The following is a 19,767-nucleotide window of genomic DNA, read 5'->3' on the forward strand; positions in this document are numbered from 1 at the left end:
AAAATGTACGTGCCTTACACCGCCATATAAAATCATAAATGAGTTTTTTTATACTCAAAATCAAATATCCCGTTTAATTTTCTACGCCAAAACAAAAGACACACTATTTGTGTATCCATGTTGTCTTGATGAGGTCCTTTAAGTGCAGTTTAACACTGCCCTTTCCCTCCACCAGTGATTTATCCAGGCGGAAGCCGTATTCATCCTTATTCTTTGTTTTATTGACGCTCAGATACATCCATGGAAGCTCCTGCATACCGCTGTCAAGGATAACATTTACACTACCCTCGAGCTCATAAGCCTTATGCTTTTTCTCTATGTCATGGGAAACAACAGAGACAATACTTCCGCCCTGTGTGCTGAATTCCCCACTTGCCTCAAAATAGATAAGATAGGCATCGGTTTCTTCCTCCACATCAGAAAGATAGATCGTATTTCCTTCACTCTCATAAACCTTCTGTCCCTCGTTGGAGGACACATCCTTCAGCTGAAAGGTATACACAACCTCTTCTTTTATTTCCTGCTGTATCGTACGATAATTGCTGGATTCCTGCAGATAGCCCATTGCCTTACGCTGATCGTCGATTGCCACACTGCGACTGATTGCATAAAAGCTGATCATAATGATTACAGCCACCAGTATACTAATCACCGCACGGTTTCCGGCCTTGCTTTTTTTGTTTTTCAACAACAGCGGCTCCGGTACATTGCGCACAATCCCATTGATAAAGGCTGTTTCATCCCCATTGTAAATATCCTGCGGCTGCAGGCTTCGCAGCTGGGCAGTATACAGCTGATTCGCAATGTCATGCAGCTCCACATTCAGATAGCTGCTCTCTCTTATTTTTTTAAGAAGTCGATTTTGTATTTTCCTGTATTCCTGCAGGTATTCCTGTTCCAGCAGGTCCAGTATTTCATTATTTTCCATGATTATGACCTCTTTCCTGTCCTATTATAGTATATCATATGAATCCGATTGCGTGAGCATTTATACGATAACAAATACACCGTAAAATTACAATGTTTTTTCTATGAAAAATTATGGAAAAGTATACTTTCATGGGTTATGTATCCATTTCCCGGGGAATATCTTTTTGTACAATCCTGTTTGTCCCAGCTTTGAACATCCAATCCTTTTCATTTTTTTAACATTTACCTCTGAACCAAACAGGCGTATAATAAGATACAAATATCAAAGGGGTAGTAGAATGAATAAAGAGAAGTCAATAAAAAGAGGTTTGATGACTGAGGGAGTCATCTGGAAGGAAATTCTGCTGTTTTCCATACCACTGCTGCTGGGAAATCTGTTTCAGCAGCTGTATAATGCAGTGGATTCCGTTGTTGTGGGGAATTATATCGGGGCACAGGCACTTGCGGCTGTAGGCTCCAGTGCGCCTGTCATCAATTTACTTGTCAGCTTTTTCATGGGACTTGCGGTTGGGGCCGGCGTCATCATCTCCCGCTATTTCGGGGCAAGAAAAAAAGAAGAGCTGCACATCGCCGTGCATACCTCGCTGGCACTGACCTTTGCGGCAGGTCTTGTCATGACGCTGATTGGCGTACTTATTTCTCCTTATGTACTGCAATGGGTAGGAACACCAAGTGATGTCATGGAAAGCTCCGTGCTGTATCTGCGTATTTATTTTCTGGGCATTTTATCTGTGATGGTTTACAACATGGGAAGCGGTATCCTGCGGGCAGTGGGTGATTCCAGAAATCCGCTGTACTTTCTGATCGTGTCTTCCGTCACCAACATTATTCTGGATATGCTGTTCGTCATCGTCTTTCACATGGGAATTGCTGGAGTCGGATGGGCCACGCTGATTGCACAGACCATCAGTGCTGTATTAACCATGCTTCTGCTTATGCGTACCAAAGAAGAATACCAGGTAAAGCTGAAGCATATCCGCTTTCACAAGCATATGCTTTATGAAATTGTCCGACTGGGACTTCCCAGCGGTTTGCAGAATGCCATCGTTTCCTTTTCCAATGTTATCGTGCAAAGCAACATCAACGCCTTCGGTTCTCTGGCAATGGCAGGCTGCGGCTCCTACACCAAGATCGACGGCTTTGCCATACTTCCGGTTATGAGCTATTCCATGGCACTGACCACGTTTACCGGACAGAATATGGGGGCTAAAAAATATGACCGGGTAAAGCAGGGTGCAAAGACCGGCATTCTCATGAGTGTCCTAACGATTGTCTGCATTTCTGCCCTGCTGCTGATGTTAGGTCCTAACGTTCTTGCGATTTTCTCCAGTGATCCGACAGTGATTAATTATGGACTGTATATGATGCATGTACTCGCACCGGGCTATATCTTCCTGGCAATATCCCATGCCTTTAACGGTATCATTCGTGGCGCAGGCATCACGACAGTGCCTATGATCGTTATGGTCACATGCTGGTGCGGGCTGCGTATGGCATGGATTCTAACCAGTGTACCGTTGTTTCATGATATCGGTGTCGTCTTTATGGGATGGCCGCTGACCTGGATTGCCAGTGCCCTATGGCTGTTCCTGTATTATCGTAAGGGAAAATGGATGACACGCTATGATTCTTAAAGACAGATAAAAACCATCGATGAACCAGAATATTCGATGGCTTTTTACTATATTTATGCTGTATGTGCCGGCTGCTTTTGTGACTGCGGTCTGCGTCTGCGGTTGTTCCGCTTTGGTGCAGCTGCCGATGTTTGGTGCTTCACTGCAGCACTGCAGTTCTCGCTTCGATTGGATACGGAAGGCTTCGCTGCGGGTTTCTGCCTTCTTCTATTCTGCGACTGTGCAGATGCCGCAGGCTCCAGATTACGCATTGGAAACTCGCGATCCTCCACAACCGGTATGTGCATACGAATCAGCTTTTCGATGTTCTTTACATACTCTGCTTCATTGCAGTCAGAGAATGCAATGGCACAGCCCTGTCTGCCGGCTCTGCCGGTACGTCCGATGCGATGTACATATACTTCAGCCTCATTGGGGATATCAAAGTTAAATACATGACTCAGCTCCTGAACATCGATTCCTCTTGCGGCGATGTCTGTAGCAACAAGTACCCGGCTTTTTCCTTCCTTGAAATGCAACAATGCCTGCTGACGCGCATTCTGAGATTTATTTCCATGAATCACACCGGTTGTTACACCGTTTTCATTCAGATACTTTGCCAGACGGTTTGCATTGCTTTTCGTCCTTGTGAATACAAGTGCATTTTGTACGCGGTTCTTCTGTAAAAGCTTTAACAGCAGGCGTTTTTTGTTTGCTTTGTCCACATAATACAGGCTCTGATCGATCTTTTCCACTGTAGTTGATGCCGGCGTCACCTCAATGCTGACAGGCTCATGCAGTAAGGACTGGGCAAGTTTACGGATTTCTGAAGGCATGGTGGCACTGAAAAACAATGTCTGCTTCCTTTTGGGCAGCTTTGCGATAATCCGCTTTACATCCGGAAGAAATCCCATATCCAGCATACGGTCTGCTTCATCCAGTATGAAGATTTCAATATGGCTGATGTCAATTATGCCCTGTTGAATCAGATCATTCAATCGACCGGGTGTTGCGACCAGAATATCCACTCCGGCCTTCAAAATACGTTCCTGCGGCTTCTGCGGTACACCACCAAAGATGACGGCACTGCGTATTGTTGTATAATGGGCATACGCTGTGATGTTTTCCTGAATCTGTATGGCAAGCTCTCTGGTCGGTGTTACGATTAGGGAGCGGATGCTTTGTTTATAATGCTTCTTTAACAATTGAATTGTCGGAATGGAAAATGCTGCTGTTTTTCCGGTACCGGTCTGTGCACAGCCGAGAATGTCACGACCCTGCAAAGCGTAGGGTATTGCCTGTTCCTGAATTGGTGTGGGATCAACATATCCCTGTTCTTTAACAGCCTTTAAAATAGGCTCTGTTATATGTAATGTTTGAAATTTCATGTTCTCTTCTTTCTATCAGGCATGAAAAAGCGATACTTATTGTTCATCCCTAAGTATCGCGTTAGCCTTGAATTTAAGCAACCTCATCATAACACACTTTGTTGCAGAACAGAAGATTTTTTTGAAATTTCACAAAGATTCACATAGAAACATGTCTGCACGGTAAACAATTTTGAAAAACAATCTATCCCAAAATTAAGACTATAAGGAAAGACATACAAATTAAAATCAAAATATCAAGTTATGATGATATCTATTTTGTTGTCGACCATGCACGTAGAATTATCGTTACAGGGCTATACTCATATCGCCAAAATCAGTTTTTTCAACTACTAACCAGATCCTTCACAAGTATATAAGACACAAAAAGATTCACACGTTGACTTTATAACCTGTGAACCTTTTTAAACATATCAGATTTAATACTGCCCTACCTTAACACATATTCCTTCAAAAACCGGCTGACTCCCTGCTCCGATTCGCCTTTGCGATATAATCCGCCATTTCCTTTACCTCTGACTGACCATTTTCCATACAAACACTGATTCCGGCTGTGGAAAACATAGTCGCATCATTGAAGTTATCACCAAACACCATCGTCTGCTTCGGCTGTACATGCAGCAGCTCCATCAGTCGTTCCAGCGTCTTTCCCTTTGTCGCATCCACATGTGTGATCGTGTATACATCATCCTCACTGCGTACAGCATGCAGGCTTTCACAATGTGCATTGATCGTATGCAGAACAGGCTCCATCACATTCGCATTCTTTGCGACCATAACCACCTTGAAGATGGCATGCTCCAGCATATCCCAATCATTGCCTGCCTGTTTCACCATTGTTTTTCCACGCAGCCGGTTCAGAAAAAATTGCAGCCGCGCATCCTGTAGTGAGGTTGTAAAAACAACATCGTTTGTGTAAGCAATACATGGAATATCCTGTTGCTGCAGATGCTGGAAAGCAAATGCCAGCTCTACGGATTCCATGCTTTTCTCATATATACAGGCATCCCCCTGAAACATATTCGCTCCGTTATTTGCGATAAAGGGAAGCTGCAGAGACAGCTCCTTCAGATATGGCTTCATAATATGAATATTGCGCCCGCTTGCCAGTGTGAACATGATTTCGCGTTTCGCTAATTCCTTTATCACGTCAACGATTCCGGCATCCAGCTGCTTTTCATCATCCAGCAGCGTACCGTCGAGATCGGCAACAACAAGCCGGATATCCGCAAAGCTGCTCATACAAAAACCTGATCCAGCTTATCACGCAGGAAGGCAGAGGCATGTGTGCATACCTTTTGCCAGTCGGAATTTCCTGTGTACCAGAATTCCCCTACAAACATCCGTACACCCTGCTGCTTCAGCTCTCTTATGTTTTCCACAAACTCCGTATGACCACTGCCAAACGGTATTTCACGATAATGACCGGGAATAGTTTCCTTTAAATGTGCCGCCACAATATGACCCTTTCCCGTCCGGATATCTTCGTTTACATTCTTCCCGTAAAGCAGACTCGCATTTTTCAGATTTCCCATATCCGGATATACGCCCAGATAGGGAGAAGCAGCCTCTTGAACATAGTGCATGCTTTTTTCCACCGTATCCATAAACGGTGTTTCCATCGTCTCAAAGCCCAGCAGGATTCCCTTTTTCGCTGCCAGTTCCACACAATGTCGCAGATTGCGGATGAAATTCTGCTTTGTCTGTTCGCTGCCCACTTCATAATATACATCATAGCCTGCCAGCTGTATGATACGGATTCCCAGATCATCTGCCAGCTGTAATGCAGCCTCCATGATTTGAAGAGCCTTTTTTTGTATATGCTCATCCGGGTGCCCCAGAGGATACTTACGGTGTCCACTCAGACACATGGAATGGATCCGCACACCGGTTTCCTCCATGGCCCGCACAATAGCCCCGCGTTCTTCCCTGGTATATTGCAGCCGTGCAAGCTTTTCGTCGCTCTCATCGACACTCATTTCAAGATAATCAAAGCCGAATTCTCTGCACAGCTGCAGCTTTTCCTTCCATGACAGGGTGTTTGGCATGGATTTCTCATATTGTCCCAGCTCATATGCTCTCATGAGGAGCTCCCCTGTCCATAGTAGGCATTGGGACCATGCTTGCGCTTGAAGTGCTTATCCAGCAATACCTGCTGCATCGGCTGTGCACTCCCATTTTGCAGCATCACACTCACAAATGCCATAGCGGCGCACTCCTCCATCACAACGGCATTGTGCACTGCCTCAAACGGATCCCTTCCCCAGCTGAACGGTCCATGACTGTGTACCAGCACCCCCGGCATACTGTTGGGATCAATCCCTTTCTGCTTGAAGGTTTCCACGATTACATGTCCGGTTTCCAGCTCATATTCCCCATGGATTTCCGCCTCACTCATTTGCCTTGTACAGGGGATATCTCCATAGAAATAATCCGCCTGAGTCGTTCCCAGCGCAGGGATTGCTTTTCCTGCCTGTGCAAATGCCGTAGCCCAGCGGGAATGTGTATGCACGGCTCCTCCGATATTCGGGAAGTTCTTATAAAACTCCAGATGTGTCATCAGATCACTGCTTGGCTTCAGCTTTCCCTCCACCACATTTCCTTCCAAATCACATAAAACGATATCCTCAGCACTCATGTCGTCATACTCCACACCGCTCGGCTTGATGGCGACGATTCCGTGTTCCCTGTCGATCCCAGATACATTTCCCCATGTAAAGGTAATCAGTCCATACTTAGGAAGCAGTAGATTTGCCTCCAGCACCTTCTTTTTCAGTTCTTCCAGCATCGTATACCTCCTAGTCCTCTACGATATAGACCGCTGCCTCATTCGCCGTATGATTGGCGGCAACGATCAGATCGCGGTCCTCTTCATTAACCAGACACAGATTTGCCGGACCCACGCCACGATCGATTTCCTTCGTCACAAAGGCGCCGTCCTTATACTGCACATAGAACAGCTCCGCATCCCTTCGACGCACACCTGCTAGAAAAGTCGGTACGCCACGCAGGGTGCCTCCCACCAGCGTATGGGCAAAGTCAATCTCATTCTCATACGTATATACCCGCTGATAGCTTCCCTCCAGCTTCTTATAAATATGGATCTCTGTTCCATGGAACGGCTCAATCGTCATAATCTCCTGCTCCCCGTCTCCATCAATATCCAGCACAGCAATCTCACCAATGGTACCGCTCAGCACGTATTCCACCTGCCACTGTCCGCCTCTGTGCGCAGGCGGTGCGACCTTAACGATTCCCTGGTCACTTCCGAAATACCCGCAGGTATGCTGTGCATCCCGATAATAGCCGTGATTGCGATACAGCCCATCCATCAGGACCTCAATCTGTATACCCTCGTTCAAATCCTCAGGAAGCTCACCGACATAGATGCGTCCGGGAACACTCCAGTCCTCTTTGTTCTGCTTTGCAGTCGCTATGGTGGCACCGATAAAATAATTCACTCCGTTTTTATGATAGATATCAAAGCGGTGAATATACGGCAGCTGTAATACATCCTTTATAACAAAGCCGCCCTCTGTATATTTCCCCCACACGATTTTGGAGAGAGATGGGGATACCTTGAGGTAAAATTCCTGCACTGCCAGAAACTCTCCCTCATGATTGGGAATCGGAATAATGGACATGCAGCCCCCGGCCTTTTTCCAGATCGTCTCCTTATGCTCAAAGCTCTTTCCCGAAAACATTTCACACATCACATCCGGATCCTCACTGGCATAGATAATGTGATTCTCATGGTTCATATGGATGCTGGCGGCACAGTAACAGCGCCGGATTTCATCCAGTTTTTTCTTTGTAATTTTCATAGTCAAAGCCCTCATTTCTGTATGTTCATATAGTACGTTTTATCGTTAATTTTATAGATTTTTCGTTAAATTCACGAATTTTGCGTATAAGAAAAGCTGCACTGGGCAGCTTATTCTTTTTTACTTATTTATAGCGGCTGCCAGCCCTTCTTCAATCTCTTTTGCGGACATTACATTTTTCAGTCCGACAATTTTTGTGCCACGTTTTTCCGCATCCGCAAACATGCTTACAAAGTTTTTGGAGCACAGAACGATATCATACTGGCCTGCGGCAGATTTTCCTTCGGATACCGCACAGTGACGGATTTCCTGGATACCCAGCCCCATCTTCTTCGTTACCTTTTCAACGTTTAATTTGATCATCATACTTGTGCCTGCACCATTTCCACAGCAGACCAGCAGTTTCAGTTTTCCAGCCATTGTCATCTCTCCTTTATTGATTATGTCACTTCTATTTTACGCCTTTTGCGCTTCTTTTTCTTTCATTTTTTCCAGATATTCATCATAATCCTCTGTAATCAGGAAGTACGTATCCGGATGCTTGCGATATTGAAGCTGTGGAATTGCAAGCAGAATCAATACAACGATCGCGACACCGAAGTATCCGAGGAATTTCATGATGACGGTGAATAACGGCCATACGGTTGCCCAGTCAAACATTCCAAGATAACCACCATATGCCGCAAGACCGACACCTCCGGCAATCAGAGCTGAGCCAAATACCTGAATCAGACCGGAGATAAACGGGAACAGCATAGCTGCTTTGATACCGCCTCGGTTATCCGCATAGATTGCGATTACCGCATTGTCGAAGAAGACCGGTACAAACCCTGCGATAACCAGTGTCGGACTCTTCATCAGCAGCAGAATCATGATGGCAAGGAACTGACCAAGCGCTCCCATCAAGAAGCCGACCGTAACTGCATTGGCGCTTCCAAAGCCGAATACCGCTGCACAGTCGATGCCCGGAACTGCACCAGGCAGGAAGGTGTTGGAAATACCCTGGAAGGAATTTGTCAGCTCGGTAACAAAGGTACGTACACCAAGCTGCAGGATTGCCAGATAGACAGCGAAGTTCAATGCCGTAGTCATAATGTAGAAGAAGAAATTATCAGCGGCCTTCATGAACTCCATGCTGACCAGATAATCCTTGCCAAGCACGAGCAGGATCGCTCCGAAGAACAGGAACATCAAAATGGAGGTTGCCACCATATTTTCATTGAAGATGGACAGGAAGCCCGGGAATTTCAGATCATCCAGACGCTTGGTGGATTTCCCCTTCAGCTTATCTGCCAGCTTCGCAAAGATTGCAATACCGAACATCTGCTGGTGAGCGATGGCAAAGCCTCCGCCCTCGGTAAGCTCCTGCGTGATTTCAACGGTAAGATTGGAGCCGACTGCCCAGTACAGGCCCAGAATCAGACCCATGAGGATCAGAATCGGTGTATCTCCCAGTGTAGGAAAGCAGAACAGAATCAGCCAGAAAGCGGTGGAAGCCTGCTGCATCTGTACATGTCCTGTCGTGAATACGGCACGCATTTTTGTCCATTTCTTTAAACGAACAAGCAGTAAATTCATGATAAACGCAATCAACAGCAACAGCATGACCTGTGAAAAGGTTCTGCCAAAGCGTTCCCCAAGCCCTGCTGTAACTGCATTTTGTCCGAAATACGGGTCAATGACCATCGCATCCAGATTGAAGCGGTCCTTCAATCCGACCAGAATCGGGCGGAAGTTATTGACCAGTCCACCGGATCCGACAGCCAGAATCATATACCCGACGGTTGCCTTGATAAAGCCTGCGAATGCTTCATATAACGGTTTCTTAAGCAGCAGATATCCGACCAGAACCATGAGCCCGATGAAATACGCCGGCTGTGTCAGAATATTTGTTGCGAAGAAACTCCAGATACTCATTAAAAAGTCCATAAAGTTTTCCCTCTCTTTATATTGGTTTATGCTTCGTATGTTTGTGCTGCCTGCTGCAGTTCCTCAACTGTATGCGCTTCCAGTAATGCATTGACGAGCTCCTCGTTCATCAAGGCATCCATGAGCTCCTGAATATTATGCAGGTGCTGCTCATGATCGACAGCGGCCAGGGAGAAAAACAGTCTTGCTTTTTTGTCAGGGTCCTGTTTATCAAAATCCACAGGCTCTTCCACCTTCATAAAGGAGATGGCAGTGCCATGGCACCCCTTTGCCCCTTCTGTGGAATGCGGCATGGCGATATCCGGTACAATAACGATATAGGGACCGTATTTATTTACACAGTCAATAACTGCCTGCACATAGATATCTTCTACAACTCCCGCTTCCAGCAGCGTACGATAACCGGCACGGATTGCCTCCTGCCAGTCATCAAAGTGCTGTTCAAAGGAAAAGTAGCCTTTCTCAATGATTTCCTTCAGCATGCGCTTTACCTCCTATAATATGGAACGGAACGGAACATTCGGTTCATCCGTAAAGCAGTCCTCAAAGCCTCTGCGGTAATGGAACTGGCGCTTGTTCTGATCTGTCGGCCACACATATTTTCCACCGACATCCCAGATAAACGGATGGAATTTATAATCCAGAACATCCTTTTTGTATTCATACAGCATATTGATTTCCTGCGGGTCTGCCTTGAAGTTTGTCCATACATCGTAATGGAATGGAATAACGACCTTGCAGTTCAGTGCTTCCGCCATACGCAGGATATCCACGCTTGTCATTTTATCCTGATTCCCTGCCGGATTTTCCCCATAGGAGCCTAATGCAACATCAATATCGTAGTCCTTGCCGTGCTTTGCATAATAGGTGGAGTAATGAGAATCTCCGCTGTGATAAACACTTCCGGCTGGTGTCTTTATAATATAGTTGACAGCTTTTTCATCCATATCGGTTGGACACTTACCGCGTACATCCTCATCATTGGTAACAAGACATGTACGATCAAAGCTGTCCACAACAATGATCTGTGTGTCCTTGATTTTCACCACATCCCCCGGCTTTACAACCTGACAGCGCTCTTTCGGTACGCCATAGCTCAGCCATTTTTCCACACTCTTTTGCGGACCGATAAACGGTACGGCAGCATCACAGTTCTTCAAGACAGCTGCTGCATAGAACGGATCGATATGATCGTTATGATAATGAGTGGATAATACAGCATCCACCTGTGTTACAGCGAAGGGATCATATACGATTGGCGCAGCACGCAGATTCGGCTGTGTCATTCTCCCTCCGGTCATATTGCGCATCTGATGGAATTTCGCCATCTCTTTGTTTTTCTTTGTACGCTTTCCATTACCAAACCATAAATCAATGGAAATGTTGGTATTGTTCTCTGTCTTGATCCATAAGCCGGTACAGCCGATCCACCACATGGCGAAGGTACCTTTTTCTACGACCTCCTGATCAATTTCCTCATTCAGCCAGGTTCCCCATTCCGGAAAAGCTCCCAGAATCCAGGATTCTCTGGTAATTTCATCTACTTGACTCATTGCATATTCCTCCAGTTTCTTAATTGCGCGCGCCGCTTGTTTTTGTACACCCATATGATAAACATTTCATGAACAATTGGCAATAGTTTTAAATGAACAGTTCATAAAATATATGAATAATTTGAAAGATGTGTGCGATTACAATTCATATAACCATGAATAAATGAATTGTTTTATGAATTATATGATTGACAACCATTCATAAAGAACATATAATGTATTTGTAAAAGAGGTGCAGACATATGAAAAAAGGATTATCAAGACTCACGTTCAGTGAAACAACACGCCGTATCATCACCATTGCCATCTATGCATTCTTCACAATATATACCTTGTATAAGCTGCTTCAGGAACCAAGCCCGGAAGGCAAGCTATGCTATGGTCTGCTTCTGATCATCTTTATGGGGGTAGCACTCTGGGCGGAATATCTGCGGATTCTATATCAGAAAATGATTACGGCACTGAATATGGATTGTGACGCAGGTCTTGCTAAACACTATTATAACATATTGAAAAAGCGGGATTTCATGAAAAGCTACCGGACAACGCAGCTGATCTTTGATACTCTGTATTATCAGGATATTGGAAAACCACAGACCTGCATCGAGCTGTTGGAAAGCAATGAGAAAACCTTTCGCTCCTCCCTTGATTATCTGCTGATTCGCAATTATACCTATTTTTATTCCTATTATAAGCTGGGAAACCGAACAAAGGTAAAGCACTGGTATCCGGAGGTTATGAAGCTGAAGGATACCAAAATCAAGGGCAGCAAGGTCTCTCCTCTGTATAACTGGGAGTTTATCGAGGCCGTGTATCTCTCCTGTATGAAGGATTATAAGAAAAGTCTGGCAAAGTTCAAGCAGATTGATACCAGATATATGAACAATCGGGAAATGGCGCAGTATTATACGGAATTTGGAAAAGTTTACAAAGAATTGAATGATAAGGAAAATGCAGTTATAATGTTTACAAAGGCTATGGAAACAGGGAAACAGCTGTCCAGCAGCAGGGAGGCAGGTGCCTGCTTCCATCGTTTATGAAATGAAACAGGGGATACAATATGAAAATGAATAAGGCAGTCGTGGATGCACGACGCAATAAAATCATGCAGAAGATTCAGAGTCAGGGAAAGGCTGCGGTCGAGGATCTGGCAGAGGAGCTGCAGGTATCACCGCTGACCATACGGCGTGATCTGCAGTTCTGGGAGGAAATGGGGGCAGTGGAGCGCTATTACGGCGGTGCCAAGCTGATTCAGCATTTTGTGGAAAACGATGACCCACAGCTATCTAACGAACAGTACAAGCATGCCATCGCAAAATATGCCGCACAGTATGTACAGGACGGTGATACGATATTTATCAATACAAGCTCAACTGCACTGCTTGTGCTGAAGTATATTAAAAACAAGCGTGTCACCGTTATTACCAACAACGGCAAAGCAATTTTCATGGACCATGATCCCATGGTCAGCATCTGTCTGAGCGGTGGTGAGCTGCGCATTCCGAAAGAAAGCATGGTCGGTGATTTTGCATTGAATAATCTGAACAAGGTATCGGCAACAAAAGCCTTTCTCGGCTGCAGCGGATTCAGTGTGGCAAGCGGCATGACTACCGCTATTTTGCAGGAGGTTGCTATCAATGAGGTGATGATCACCCGCTGTATCGGTGAGACCTTTATTCTGGCTGACCATACAAAAATCGGAACCAACCACAGTTTCATCAGCGGAATGATTCAGTCATTCGATTATCTGATCACTGATCATCTTGCGCCTGAGGAAGAACTTCTGGCAATTCAGGAGGCAGGCGTAAAAACGGTCACACTGGATCCGTTAACCCATATTGCGGACAGTTTCACAAAGCGATAACATATTTCTTTGCTTACTTACACTTATATACTCACATAAGTCCCGTAAATGGGGCTTATTGTTGTTTGTATGAGTATGTATGCGTGATGTGGAGGTTCTATGCAGCACTTAGGTAACAAACCTGTTCGTAGGATGTTACTTCAAAGTATCCTCTGAAGTAAAACAGCAGCAATACCGGAAGTAAATGTTTAATAATATAAGAAGTAAAATATTCGAAAGTGAGTGATGTATTGGCGTTTATGTTGTTCTTTTCAGGTGGCTAAAGAATCATGGCTATTATTTTTACGTAGGATTTTGATGCAACTTCCGATATATATTTAACATTACATACACGCTACTTTGATAAGGAATTATCTATTCTTAATTTAAATATTATTCATGAAAAGATGTATCATGAAATTAAAGGAAGTAAAAGAAAATAGCTAAGTGTCAGAGGTTTGTATCATCATGAATTGAGTAAGTTGTTTCCTACAAAAGCTTTATGAAAGTATACAAAATATTGATTTTTATATTAAATATTATTAAATAAATTCATATTTCGTTGACCAAACACCTCGGAATTGCCTATAATATAGATGAAAGATAGAGGAGGTTTTCATATGGCAGATACGAATATGATGATTGCAAAAAATATTAGAGAAGCACTAAAAAAAGCAGAAAAGAAACAATATGAGCTAGCAGATGCTCTTGGTTACTCAAAGCAGACTGTCAGCAACATACTTGCAGGATCTCGTACAGTCAATGCAATGGACCTTAAAATGATTGCTGGTTTTTGCAATATTTCAATGGATAGGCTTGTAGCATTGCCAGAGAAACCTGTTGAAACAAATGTTGTTCGTGCATTTATGGGACAAGTCAAGACGAAAGAAGCAAAAAAAGGAATTGAAATGGCTGACAAACTTATTGATATGTATCTGTTCCATTCTCGTATATATGAAAGTGGAATGGTTGGTATGAAAGAGAAGAGCAGCCTATAATGAATCAAATTCTAGCAAACAGCCTTTACAAACAAAATGTAAAGCGATTTCAAAAATTGAAAGAAGAAGCAAAGACATTAAATATACTCTACAACGGCAGTAATATCATTCAAGATGATATCTATATTGTGTTGAAAAATTATGTTTCAAAAAATGACAAACATTTAGAACTTTTTCGTTTGCCAATACAAGATGATGATTTTTGTGCATTTACCTGCATTCGAGAAGGGAAACTTTTCACAGTATTAAATTCATGGTTGCCAATTTCGAAACAGATTTTTGCTACTGCTCATGAGCTATATCATGTTTGGCGCTATATTTCTGATCAAGATGATTCACTATCCAATAATGGTTCATTATTAAGATCAGAAAATATGGATGATGATACAGCAACAAGAGAAGATAAGGAAGCTAATGCTTTTGCAGGGTTGCTTCTTGTACCTGATTTACAATTACTAGAACAGATAGAGATTTATGGAATTGATAAAAGTAAATTAGATCTTGATTCTGTTGTGAAACTAATGGATATTTTTGCTGTTTCATATAAAGCAATTGTATTGCGGCTTTTTGAAGAAAATATTATTAGTGAAAAAAATGCAAATCAACTTTTAAAAGAAGGGACCATTGAAAGAATAGAATTTTCCATGCAATCTCAAAATGTTGGAGAGCGATGGAAAAAAAGAACATTCGATGAAATTGATCTGGGAGTTGTTGAAAATCGTTTAAAACAAAATAAGGAAGCAGATCGATTGTCAGATTCTCGTATCGTAGAAGACGAACGTACACTCAAAGATATAAGAGAGTGGTTTTCAAGAAAGTGAGTCAGGCAATGAGTAAGAATCGATGCGTGTTACTGGACACTGATTTTATTTCAAAACTTTACGCCACAAAGATAGATGATTCAGACCGTTTTATTCAAAGGATTATCTGTATTGATTCCTTTCATTATGCATGTCATGTTCAAACCATTAAAGAGATAAATAACCATGACCCATCAATTGCAAATTGGATAGATGCAAATGATAGTATTCGTGTTTATACAGATCGTGATTTGCTCAGTATTTTAATTGATAATTTCGGGCAAATGGCATTTATATACTTTTTGAATATACTCAAAAAAGCTGTACTACATTTTCATCAAAGTACTATGATAAACATTATGGCACTCTTAAAGAATATCAAATAGATTTTTGGTCAAAATGGACTATAGATGATTTATTATCAATTTTAGAAAAATGTGATGAAGAAGTTGATCGAGATAATAATTTAGGCGAAATTAAACTTTATTCTACTGCACAAATATTAGAAGTATTAAGTATAGAAGAGTTGTATATTTTCTGTTCTGACGACCGCAAAGCACGTTCCGTAATGTCAAACCAAAGCATTGACTGTGTTAGTGCATTAGCTTCATTTTATCTGGCAAAAAACTATTTGCATATGAGTAAGGAATATGCACAAGTATTTTTTGATTCGTGGTTGGCTTTGCATAGAAATCAAAAATGTTTTCAAATATATAGCGAAAGTGGATATCAGTTAGAACGTGTTCCTGGTCAAGATATTTTCGATATGTTGTATGAGGACGAGCTTGATTTACAAAAAGATGGTTTTTTCAAAAGAAAATAGCGTAACGTAATACCATTTTGGTCATTTAGCCAAGATGGTGTTTTATATTTGTTATACAAGGAAAAAAATACGATACATCGATTTATCTATATTAGATCATATCGCTGGATGTAGGAAGCTAAAGAGAATTTACCAAATGGGTATGTTCTGTAACAGTATTCAAAAAAATAAGAAACCCTTATTGGATAGAGAACAGTCTAACATTCGTACACATAAGTACCCTGCGCTTTCTCTGCTGGTCTGTTTTCTCTGTTTTCTCCATTGACTTATATTTACTTTTTCTCCATATATGATATGATGTTGCCATGAACTATAGTGTAATTATTGTTGCGGCCGGAAAAGGTACGAGGACCGGCCTGACCTATAACAAGGTATTTTACAAAATCGGAAATGCTCCCATCATCACACAGACTCTGAAACCGTTTCTGGAAGATGCGGACTGTGCGAAAATCATCATGTCGATCTCTCCACATGAACAGGAGGAATTTGAAAAGATTATTCAAAGTGAGAAGATCGTTTATGTACCTGGCGGGGCAACCAGACAGGAAAGCGGATATCTCGGTCTGCAGGAAGTAGAAACAGAGTTTGTCATGATTCACGACGGCGTACGTCCGTTCCTAACTGCGAAGCATCTGGAAGCTTTAAAGGCTGCACTGAAAACAGAGGATGCCGCATTACTGATGGTACCGCTGATCGATACCATTAAGGAAGTGAGAGACGGTTATGTCGTTCACACTCCGGAGCGTTCCAATTATATGAGTGCGCAGACACCGCAAGCATTTCGCACGGAGCTGATCAAAAACTGTCATGAAGAGGCAAAAAAGCATCCGGAGATTGTCGCAAGTGATGATGCTATGCTTGCAGAATTGTTCTCAGATACAAAAATAAAGGTTGTAGAAGGAAGCTATGACAATATCAAGGTGACCACACAGCGTGATTTGAAACAGATTCATCTGCTTCATGAGGAACAAAATACATAAAGAAACATGAGAAGTCTTATTCTATAAACCATAGAATGGCTTCTTTTTTCAAACAGCTAGTATTCTGCCTGCTTACTGATCGCAGCACTGTGAAATGATCACATACCAGTTTAAATACAAGAAAACAATGCCACATGAAAAAAAGATGGTACGAAAGAAACAGGAGGCACCGTATATGAGAAAACATATGATACATCCATCACTGTATGCCTATGAATTTATGGAACTAAACCCCTATAAAACCTATGTATATGCTCTTCAAAGAGATGATAGGGTCTATATCATCGATACCTTCTGCGGTGCCACATATATGGAAATCATAAAGGCAGATTACCCGAGAAAGAATTTTGTTGTGATCAACACCCATTATCATTTTGATCATATATGGGGAAATTACAGCTTTTCTCATTGTCCGATCTATGCTCATCAGCTCTGTAAAACCATGATACAGCGCCATGGTATAAGAGAACTGCAGGAACAGAAGAAATGTTTTCAAGGAACACAAACGCTGATTTTACCAAATTACTGCTTTGATGGAAAACAGTTACAGATAGCAGACGGTCTTCAGCTGCTTTATACACCCGGACACACCCTGGATGGAATCAGTGTCTATGATCAAACGCTGAATGCTTTGTTTGTTGGAGATACACTGGAAAAGCCGTTGATTCAAATAGAAGGATCTTATCTTTCAGAGTATAGGCAGTCACTGGAATATTTCTTAACCTTACCTGTAACACACTTTTATGCAGGACATACCTTACAGCTGACAAAAGCCGATGTGCGGGATACGCTGGCATATATTCATGCGCTTTTAGGCAATGAAGCCATGCAGTTTGATTCAGAAGAAACACAGGGGATTCACTCGATGAATCTGAATGCTCTAAAACAGTAAATTTAACATCCTGCCCATCATGGTTTCCTACTTAACAGAAAGAAGCAGCCTTTCATTCGTATTCTTTATATGCTGTTCAGTGAAAGTCTCACATATCATACAGTTAATAGCATAATTGAATCCGTATATACGAAGTATTCTTTACTATGAGGAGTTTTCTCAAATGCTGTCAGACTATTTGATATCCTTGTCCGAACCCATATGGAAAAAGAGCCTGAATATATGCCGGTTGTTCACGCTCTCTTTGAAATTCAATATGATCTTTTACAGGATTTGAAGCCGTCCGCCTTTGTAGAGGTGATTCTCTGTGAATACAGGTCCTTTCAGCTCTATATTCCCCGGACGCAGTGCCTGTGTACTTCCGGAAAAGGATAAACAGCAATGTCCAAGCTCTTTTAATGTATGCAGTGCTTCAAAGCCAATTGCCGTAATCGTATAGGATACATCACAAATCTGCACGGTATCTCCGACACAGGGTTCTTCCTGCAGCATGGCAACGGTATGCAATACAGAGATATCCGCCAGCTCCTGTGGTGCCGTTTCATTAAAAATGATCAGAAAATTGCAATCCTCATTTAAAAATTCAAGCGCACATTCTCCCCATCCGCTAATTCTGGTATCATATTTCATCATCACTCGCTCCTTTTCCTAATACATCCCGATACTGAAGAAATAAGCTATAAAAACAGCAAGAGGTCCGCTGATCATACGGCTGTATAATACGGCGGGTACACCTGCCTCAACCGTTTCCGCTTTCGCCTGACATAACGATAATCCAACCGGTATGAAGTCACAGCCAACCTGTGCATTAATAGCAAACAATGCAGGTAATGCATATTGCGCCGGTATATTTCCAAGGGCAATCTGCGTTCCCAGCAGCGCTCCCACAACCTGAGCAATGACAGCACCGGGTCCCAGGATGGGAGATACCACCGGCAGGGAGCAGATCAGAGAAATCAGAAGCATTCCCGGAAGGGTTGCACAAAGGGGTGCAATGGAATTTGCGATAAAATTGCCAAGACCACTCACCTGAATCATACCCAGCAGGGTTGCTGTAAATGCCATAAACGGAAGGATATTGCGCAGCACCATTTCAATGGTTTCTTTCCCTGCCGCATAGCACGTACTGATAACACGGCTCATTCCCATGCCAACACGAAGAAGCGCATTTTTATGAGAAGCCGGCTGTGCAGAAATCTTCGACTCCGGTTCCTGCATCGGATCGGTAGTGGGGGCTGTATCTTTGTTGAGGATTTCTATGTTCGCCTCACCTACATCAGAAACATAATTGTCTTCCTTCATAAAACGTGCCAGCGGACCGCTTTGTCCCGTAGGAAGCACATTGACGGTAGGGATTCCCTTTTTGGGATATATACCACAGCGTGCCGTTCCACCGCAATCAATCACAGCCGCCAGAATCTCCTCATCCGGACAGCTTGCGGCAAATCCGTCAATTACATCACACTGACATGCCTCTGCCAGCCTTTGCGCAATCGGATGGATGCCTCCTCCACTTACACATAAAATGACATGCTTCCTTTTATCTGCCTGTAAAAGAAGCGGTCCACCCCATCCTGCGCTTCCTTTTGTAACACGCACTGCCGGCTGCTGTTTCAAGGCATCCTTTTTTTCCTCCGCAACCGCTTCCTCCGTTGGCTTCTGCCCTTCCTTTTTCTGATTCAAATAAACGGATATCTGCTCCGTTATGATACCACGCAGTACCATGATGACAAGTCCTGCCATAAAATAGCGGGTTGCCAATGCGGACAGCGACAATTTCTGTTGCGTTATTCCCGAAGCGATTCCCATATAAACAAACAGCTCTGCAGCATTCGCATGAGGAAACAATCCCGTAACCGGATGCAGAAAGCTTACACAGGCATCATAGTATGCTGTCTTATACTTCTCATCCAGAAATTTTCCAAATGTGAAGCAGAGCGGATTTCCAAGAAATAAGATTGCCATCAGCGGTAAAAGCGTATAACGTGCAATGCGCCAGCGGGTCAAAAATTTGGTAATCCTTTCTACACGGCTTTCTCCAATCAGCTTCACAACCGCACTCACCGCCGCCATTAAACAGACAACCATTGGAAGAATCATTGTCATCCAGCCCAAAAGAATTTCTCCCCCGGTTTCAAACATGGACAAAAACCCCTGTGTCAAATCGGTAAACGCATCCATTCCCATACCCCTT

General features: G+C 43.1%; 21 protein-coding genes. 9 read left to right on the forward strand and 12 right to left on the reverse strand.

Annotation, left to right across the window (positions count from 1 at the left end):
- Positions 1–103: 103 nt before the first annotated feature.
- The gene (locus ACESPQ_RS17150; protein ID WP_373144600.1) at positions 104–928 is read right to left on the reverse strand and encodes a hypothetical protein; all 825 of its coding nucleotides are present in this window, start codon (positions 926–928) and stop codon (positions 104–106) included.
- Positions 929–1,241: 313 nt separating this feature from the next.
- On the opposite strand from ACESPQ_RS17150, the gene ACESPQ_RS17155 reads away from it, so the two are divergent.
- Complete coding sequence (locus ACESPQ_RS17155) at positions 1,242–2,564, forward strand: MATE family efflux transporter (RefSeq protein ID WP_002607213.1); 1,323 nt, start codon at positions 1,242–1,244, stop codon at positions 2,562–2,564.
- 53 nt (positions 2,565–2,617) lie between these two features.
- Here the strand turns inward: ACESPQ_RS17155 and ACESPQ_RS17160 are convergent, their stop codons facing one another.
- The 9 genes from ACESPQ_RS17160 to ulaG all read right to left on the reverse strand — a co-directional run bounded on the left by ACESPQ_RS17160 (position 2,618) and on the right by ulaG (position 11,237).
- Positions 2,618–3,931, reverse strand: a complete 1,314-nt coding sequence (locus tag ACESPQ_RS17160; RefSeq protein WP_373144601.1) for a DEAD/DEAH box helicase — start codon at positions 3,929–3,931, stop codon at positions 2,618–2,620.
- Between the two features lie 450 nt (positions 3,932–4,381).
- Positions 4,382–5,173 (reverse strand): HAD family hydrolase, encoded by a 792-nt coding sequence (locus tag ACESPQ_RS17165; RefSeq protein WP_373144602.1) that lies wholly within the window; start codon positions 5,171–5,173, stop codon positions 4,382–4,384.
- Positions 5,170–6,015, reverse strand: a complete 846-nt coding sequence (locus tag ACESPQ_RS17170; protein WP_373144603.1) for an L-ribulose-5-phosphate 3-epimerase — start codon at positions 6,013–6,015, stop codon at positions 5,170–5,172. The genes ACESPQ_RS17165 and ACESPQ_RS17170 overlap by 4 nt, the downstream gene beginning before the upstream one ends.
- Positions 6,012–6,719: an L-ribulose-5-phosphate 4-epimerase gene (locus tag ACESPQ_RS17175; RefSeq protein ID WP_373144604.1), complete on the reverse strand. Its 708-nt coding sequence runs from the start codon at positions 6,717–6,719 to the stop codon at positions 6,012–6,014. Before ACESPQ_RS17175 ends, ACESPQ_RS17170 begins: the two co-directional genes overlap by 4 nt.
- Positions 6,720–6,729: 10 nt before the next feature.
- Positions 6,730–7,755 carry a hypothetical protein gene (locus ACESPQ_RS17180; RefSeq protein ID WP_002607208.1) on the reverse strand — a complete coding sequence of 342 codons (1,026 nt, stop codon included), beginning with the start codon at positions 7,753–7,755 and terminating at the stop codon, positions 6,730–6,732.
- 120 nt (positions 7,756–7,875) lie between these two features.
- Positions 7,876–8,175 (reverse strand): PTS sugar transporter subunit IIB, encoded by a 300-nt coding sequence (locus tag ACESPQ_RS17185; RefSeq protein ID WP_002607207.1) that lies wholly within the window; start codon positions 8,173–8,175, stop codon positions 7,876–7,878.
- 36 nt (positions 8,176–8,211) lie between these two features.
- A complete protein-coding gene (locus ACESPQ_RS17190) occupies positions 8,212–9,684 on the reverse strand; it encodes a PTS ascorbate transporter subunit IIC (RefSeq protein WP_002607206.1) in 1,473 nt (490 codons plus the stop codon).
- A 26-nt stretch (positions 9,685–9,710) separates the two neighbouring features.
- Complete coding sequence (locus ACESPQ_RS17195) at positions 9,711–10,166, reverse strand: PTS sugar transporter subunit IIA (protein WP_002607205.1); 456 nt, start codon at positions 10,164–10,166, stop codon at positions 9,711–9,713.
- A 12-nt stretch (positions 10,167–10,178) separates the two neighbouring features.
- Entirely contained in the window at positions 10,179–11,237 is a 1,059-nt protein-coding gene (ulaG, locus tag ACESPQ_RS17200; RefSeq protein WP_002607204.1) for an L-ascorbate 6-phosphate lactonase, read from the reverse strand.
- Between the two features lie 242 nt (positions 11,238–11,479).
- Here ulaG and ACESPQ_RS17205 point away from each other — a divergent pair, with 242 nt between their 5' ends.
- The 8 genes from ACESPQ_RS17205 to ACESPQ_RS17240 all read left to right on the forward strand — a co-directional run bounded on the left by ACESPQ_RS17205 (position 11,480) and on the right by ACESPQ_RS17240 (position 17,573).
- On the forward strand, positions 11,480–12,277 hold the full coding sequence (locus ACESPQ_RS17205; RefSeq protein ID WP_002607203.1) for a hypothetical protein: 798 nt from the start codon (positions 11,480–11,482) through the stop codon (positions 12,275–12,277).
- 20 nt (positions 12,278–12,297) lie between these two features.
- The gene (locus ACESPQ_RS17210; protein ID WP_002607202.1) at positions 12,298–13,101 is read left to right on the forward strand and encodes a DeoR/GlpR family DNA-binding transcription regulator; all 804 of its coding nucleotides are present in this window, start codon (positions 12,298–12,300) and stop codon (positions 13,099–13,101) included.
- A 599-nt stretch (positions 13,102–13,700) separates the two neighbouring features.
- Positions 13,701–14,078, forward strand: a complete 378-nt coding sequence (locus tag ACESPQ_RS17215; RefSeq protein ID WP_109770902.1) for a helix-turn-helix domain-containing protein — start codon at positions 13,701–13,703, stop codon at positions 14,076–14,078.
- Positions 14,078–14,899 (forward strand): ImmA/IrrE family metallo-endopeptidase, encoded by an 822-nt coding sequence (locus ACESPQ_RS17220; protein WP_373144605.1) that lies wholly within the window; start codon positions 14,078–14,080, stop codon positions 14,897–14,899. Before ACESPQ_RS17215 ends, ACESPQ_RS17220 begins: the two co-directional genes overlap by 1 nt.
- Positions 14,900–14,907: 8 nt before the next feature.
- Positions 14,908–15,264, forward strand: a complete 357-nt coding sequence (locus ACESPQ_RS17225; RefSeq protein WP_109770900.1) for a hypothetical protein — start codon at positions 14,908–14,910, stop codon at positions 15,262–15,264.
- A 182-nt stretch (positions 15,265–15,446) separates the two neighbouring features.
- Positions 15,447–15,701, forward strand: coding sequence for a hypothetical protein (locus ACESPQ_RS17230; protein WP_109770899.1), 255 nt, complete (start codon positions 15,447–15,449; stop codon positions 15,699–15,701).
- A 305-nt stretch (positions 15,702–16,006) separates the two neighbouring features.
- The gene (gene ispD / locus ACESPQ_RS17235; protein WP_002607199.1) at positions 16,007–16,681 is read left to right on the forward strand and encodes a 2-C-methyl-D-erythritol 4-phosphate cytidylyltransferase; all 675 of its coding nucleotides are present in this window, start codon (positions 16,007–16,009) and stop codon (positions 16,679–16,681) included.
- A gap of 175 nt (positions 16,682–16,856) precedes the next feature.
- A complete protein-coding gene (locus ACESPQ_RS17240; RefSeq protein WP_002607198.1) occupies positions 16,857–17,573 on the forward strand; it encodes an MBL fold metallo-hydrolase in 717 nt (238 codons plus the stop codon).
- Between the two features lie 264 nt (positions 17,574–17,837).
- On the opposite strand, the gene ACESPQ_RS17245 is transcribed toward ACESPQ_RS17240, so the two are convergent.
- Positions 17,838–18,206 carry a PTS glucitol/sorbitol transporter subunit IIA gene (locus ACESPQ_RS17245; RefSeq protein WP_009588700.1) on the reverse strand — a complete coding sequence of 123 codons (369 nt, stop codon included), beginning with the start codon at positions 18,204–18,206 and terminating at the stop codon, positions 17,838–17,840.
- Positions 18,207–18,221: 15 nt separating this feature from the next.
- A complete protein-coding gene (locus ACESPQ_RS17250; RefSeq protein ID WP_109770898.1) occupies positions 18,222–19,754 on the reverse strand; it encodes a PTS glucitol/sorbitol transporter subunit IIC in 1,533 nt (510 codons plus the stop codon).
- Positions 19,755–19,767 lie beyond the last annotated feature (13 nt).

Origin of the sequence: Clostridium sp. HGF2 (genome assembly GCF_964240115.1) — a bacterium.
In the GTDB taxonomy this organism is placed as follows: Bacteria; Bacillota_I; Bacilli_A; order Erysipelotrichales; family Erysipelotrichaceae; genus Clostridium_AQ; species Clostridium_AQ innocuum.

What these genes read in the sequence shown, in the direction of transcription:
- ACESPQ_RS17155 (WP_002607213.1), top strand. Translation starts at nt 1,242, where the DNA reads ATGACTGAGGGAGTCATCTGGAAGGAAATTCTGCTGTTTTCCATACCA.
- ACESPQ_RS17240 (WP_002607198.1), top strand. Translation starts at nt 16,857, where the DNA reads ATGAGAAAACATATGATACATCCATCACTGTATGCCTATGAATTTATG.
- ACESPQ_RS17210 (WP_002607202.1), top strand. Translation starts at nt 12,298, where the DNA reads ATGAAAATGAATAAGGCAGTCGTGGATGCACGACGCAATAAAATCATG.
- ACESPQ_RS17165 (WP_373144602.1), bottom strand. Translation starts at nt 5,173, where the DNA reads ATGAGCAGCTTTGCGGATATCCGGCTTGTTGTTGCCGATCTCGACGGT.
- ACESPQ_RS17150 (WP_373144600.1), bottom strand. Translation starts at nt 928, where the DNA reads ATGGAAAATAATGAAATACTGGACCTGCTGGAACAGGAATACCTGCAG.
- ACESPQ_RS17195 (WP_002607205.1), bottom strand. Translation starts at nt 10,166, where the DNA reads ATGCTGAAGGAAATCATTGAGAAAGGCTACTTTTCCTTTGAACAGCAC.
- ACESPQ_RS17225 (WP_109770900.1), top strand. Translation starts at nt 14,908, where the DNA reads ATGAGTAAGAATCGATGCGTGTTACTGGACACTGATTTTATTTCAAAA.
- ACESPQ_RS17160 (WP_373144601.1), bottom strand. Translation starts at nt 3,931, where the DNA reads ATGAAATTTCAAACATTACATATAACAGAGCCTATTTTAAAGGCTGTT.
- ACESPQ_RS17250 (WP_109770898.1), bottom strand. Translation starts at nt 19,754, where the DNA reads ATGGATGCGTTTACCGATTTGACACAGGGGTTTTTGTCCATGTTTGAA.
- ACESPQ_RS17205 (WP_002607203.1), top strand. Translation starts at nt 11,480, where the DNA reads ATGAAAAAAGGATTATCAAGACTCACGTTCAGTGAAACAACACGCCGT.
- ACESPQ_RS17175 (WP_373144604.1), bottom strand. Translation starts at nt 6,719, where the DNA reads ATGCTGGAAGAACTGAAAAAGAAGGTGCTGGAGGCAAATCTACTGCTT.
- ACESPQ_RS17245 (WP_009588700.1), bottom strand. Translation starts at nt 18,206, where the DNA reads ATGATGAAATATGATACCAGAATTAGCGGATGGGGAGAATGTGCGCTT.
- ACESPQ_RS17230 (WP_109770899.1), top strand. Translation starts at nt 15,447, where the DNA reads ATGTCAAACCAAAGCATTGACTGTGTTAGTGCATTAGCTTCATTTTAT.
- ACESPQ_RS17220 (WP_373144605.1), top strand. Translation starts at nt 14,078, where the DNA reads ATGAATCAAATTCTAGCAAACAGCCTTTACAAACAAAATGTAAAGCGA.
- ispD (WP_002607199.1), top strand. Translation starts at nt 16,007, where the DNA reads ATGAACTATAGTGTAATTATTGTTGCGGCCGGAAAAGGTACGAGGACC.
- ulaG (WP_002607204.1), bottom strand. Translation starts at nt 11,237, where the DNA reads ATGAGTCAAGTAGATGAAATTACCAGAGAATCCTGGATTCTGGGAGCT.
- ACESPQ_RS17190 (WP_002607206.1), bottom strand. Translation starts at nt 9,684, where the DNA reads ATGGACTTTTTAATGAGTATCTGGAGTTTCTTCGCAACAAATATTCTG.
- ACESPQ_RS17180 (WP_002607208.1), bottom strand. Translation starts at nt 7,755, where the DNA reads ATGAAAATTACAAAGAAAAAACTGGATGAAATCCGGCGCTGTTACTGT.
- ACESPQ_RS17170 (WP_373144603.1), bottom strand. Translation starts at nt 6,015, where the DNA reads ATGAGAGCATATGAGCTGGGACAATATGAGAAATCCATGCCAAACACC.
- ACESPQ_RS17185 (WP_002607207.1), bottom strand. Translation starts at nt 8,175, where the DNA reads ATGGCTGGAAAACTGAAACTGCTGGTCTGCTGTGGAAATGGTGCAGGC.
- ACESPQ_RS17215 (WP_109770902.1), top strand. Translation starts at nt 13,701, where the DNA reads ATGGCAGATACGAATATGATGATTGCAAAAAATATTAGAGAAGCACTA.